Consider the following 2,935-nt stretch of genomic DNA (forward strand, 5'->3'; position numbering starts at 1 on the left):
GCCGCCAGCGTGGTGGCGGCGGGAGCGGCCATCGTGGATTCGGACAACAACACTGACACCGTCTCCAGGAGTGCCGGCGGGCTGCTCGGGGTAGTCTCGGTGGCGCTGTCCTGGACCCTGGTCCAGACGCTGTTCACACTGCGGTACGCGGAGCTGTACTACGGCACGGGCACGAGGGCAGGCTCCCGGGTGGGCGGCATCGACTTCAACCAGAGCCGGCCGCCGCAGTACACCGATTTCGCCTACTTAGCCACCAGTCTGGGCATGACGTACCAGGTATCGGACACCGCGCTGCAGAACCATGGCATCCGGGCCGAGGCCCTCAAGCACAGCCTGCTCTCCTACCTCTTTGGGACCATCATTCTGGCAACCACCATCAACCTCGTAGTCGGCGTCGCCGCGTAGGGCGCCAGGCGTCAGGCCGCCGTCCGGAAGAACGTCCGGGTCACCGCGGCCAGCCGGTGCGGGTCCTCGACGCCGCACAGCTCGCGCGCCGAATGCATCGACAGCAGGGCGACCCCGACGTCGACCGTCCGGATTCCCAGCCGGGTGGCGGTCAGCGGGCCGATCGTCGACCCGCACGGCATCACATTGTTGGAGACGAATTCCTGGTACGGAATACCGGCGTCGGTGCACAGCCGGGCCCAGAGGGCGGCGCCGGCGGCGTCGGTGGCATAGCGCTGGTTGGCATTGATCTTCAGCAGCGGACCACCGTTGAGGACCGGCCGGTTGGCGGGATCGTGCCGCTCGGGATAGTTCGGGTGCACGGCGTGGCCGGCGTCCGCGGAGACGCAGAACGACGCCGCGAAGGCCTGCCGCCGCTGGCTTGCAGAGGCGCCGAGTCCGTCCGAGATCCGCACGAGGACATCTTCGAGGATGGGCCCGCACGCCCCGGACCGGGACGCCGAGCCGATTTCCTCGTGGTCGAAGGCGGCCAGCACGGCAATCGGCGCACCGTCCGGCACGGGCGTGGCGGCGTGCGCCACCAGCGCCGTGAGCCCGGCGTGCGTCGCGGAGAGGTTGTCGAGCCGGCCGGAGGCGAAGAATTCGCCCCTGGCGCCGAACACCGCCGGGGCCTGGGTGTCTGCGATGACGACGTCGTACCCGCCGATCTGCGCCGGATCCACCTCGGCATCGGCAACGCGGTCCGCAAGGAGTCCGAGCAGGTCCTCGCCGGCGGGATCGCCCAGGCCAAAGACCGGATTCATGTGCTGCTGCTTGTCCAGGGCCAGGCCCTCATTGACGGCCCGGTCCAGGTGGATGGCGAGCTGCGGGAAGCGCAGCAGCGGGCCGGTGGCCGTGAGGTGCTGCGTGCCGTCGCGCATGACGAGCCGGCCGGCGAGCTGGAGTTCGCGGTCCAGCCAGGAGTTCAGGAGGGGTCCGCCGTAGACCTCGACGCCGGCCTGCAGCCAGCCGAACTTGCCGGTGGTGGGCTTCGGCTTGAGTTTGAAGGAGGGCGAGTCCGTGTGCGCGCCGAGGATGTTGAAACCCGTGGTCGGTCCGGCGCCTGCCGGCACCACCCAGGCGATGAGGGCGCCGTCGCGGATCACGTAGAACTTGCCGGCGGCGGCCGCGGGCTCCGGCCAGGGCTGCAGTTCGTCCAGGCCGGTGAAGCCCGCCGCGTCCAGCCGGCGCGCGGCCTCGTGGACGGCGTGGAAGCTCGACGGCGACGCGCTGACGTACGCGCCGAGGTCCTGGATGTGCTCTGCGGCAGTGCACGGTGTGGGCATGGCTCCGAGTCTAGCCCGGCACGCTCGGGCCCCGGGGCCGGGGTGCCGGGCGACGCCGCGCCTAGACGGTGACGTTGAGACCGGCGGCGTAGCCCGCGGCCACCGAGCCGGTGATGGTGGCCAGCTGGTAGATGCCGCCGTCGTTGCCGAACACGTTGTCGGACTTCAGCGTGGTGCGGGGGAAGTTCTGCGCGCTGGATTCGTACCCGGCCGATGCGTAGACCTCCTTGCACGCGGCCTCGGTCAGCGCGATCTGTGACACCGCCAGGACCTGGCCGGCCGCCGTCGCATTGTTCATGGACTCGAACACTTCGAAGTGGATGTGCGGCCAGCGGCCGTTGTAGGCGCCGGGGTAGATGGTCTTGAACGTGACCTGGCCGTTGGCGTCGGCCTCCTGGACGCCGCGGAGGTAGTTCTCGTTCTGAAGCCCCGAGTCGTACATGGAGTATTTGCCCTCGCGGTCACAGTGCCAGGCGTACACCGCGGCACCGGCCAGCGGGGTGCAGCCGTTGGCGTTGTCGAGAAGGGTCAGCGTGACGGTCAGCGGTAAGCCCTCGGCTGTGCTGGTGGAGGTCCCGAAGCTGGATGTGATGTCCTGACGGACCACGCCGGATACCTCGAGGACGTTGGGTCCGTTGGAACCGTCACCGGGGTAGGGGCCGGCGGTTTCCTGCGGGATTTCGACCCCGCACTCGGCGATCGCCCGGGTGAGCGTCGGAGTGGCCGAGGCCGAGGCCGACGCCGACGCGGCCGAGGGCGCCGGGGCTGTTGCGGCCGAGGTCCCCGCGGCCGACGTCGAACTGCCGCTGGTGCCGCTGGTGCCGCCCGGGCTGCAGGCCGCAAGGGCTGCGGCCGTTCCCGCGCCGAGGAACATGCCCAGCGATCGGCGGCTGACGAGGGTGGAGAGATCGAATTCCAGGCCGCGGTCGTGGTTGGGGTGCGGCTCGTGCGGGGGCTGCGGCATTTTTGTCATGACCCCATCGAACCCGGCAGCGCTATGGGCTGGCTAGTCCCTTCCTGTGACGCGGCTGTGCCCCGGCACGCATGGACATGCCCTCCCCTCGGCCCGGGGATGCGGCTGTGCCCCGGCACGCATGGACATGCCCTCCCCTCGCGCCGGGCAGTGGACATGATGGCGCTATGTCCAGTGGTGGGCGCAGGGGGAGGGCATGTCCGGTGGTGCGGGACGGCCGCGGGGGCCTTCC

3 protein-coding genes are annotated in these 2,935 nt (G+C 70.2%); 1 reads left to right on the forward strand and 2 read right to left on the reverse strand.

The window, feature by feature from the left end:
- Positions 1-405: DUF1345 domain-containing protein (locus LQV45_RS23565; RefSeq protein ID WP_230009070.1), on the forward strand; the 405-nt coding region annotated here is incomplete at its 5' end.
- Positions 406-416: 11 nt separating this feature from the next.
- Here LQV45_RS23565 and LQV45_RS23570 read toward each other — a convergent pair.
- Both LQV45_RS23570 and LQV45_RS23575 read right to left on the reverse strand, forming a co-directional pair.
- Positions 417-1,730 carry a M18 family aminopeptidase gene (locus LQV45_RS23570; RefSeq protein WP_230009071.1) on the reverse strand — a complete coding sequence of 438 codons (1,314 nt, stop codon included), beginning with the start codon at positions 1,728-1,730 and terminating at the stop codon, positions 417-419.
- Between the two features lie 61 nt (positions 1,731-1,791).
- Positions 1,792-2,694 (reverse strand): 3,4-dioxygenase subunit beta, encoded by a 903-nt coding sequence (locus tag LQV45_RS23575; protein ID WP_374208280.1) that lies wholly within the window; start codon positions 2,692-2,694, stop codon positions 1,792-1,794.
- Positions 2,695-2,935 lie beyond the last annotated feature (241 nt).

This window comes from Microbacterium sp. Bi128 (genome assembly GCF_918698205.1).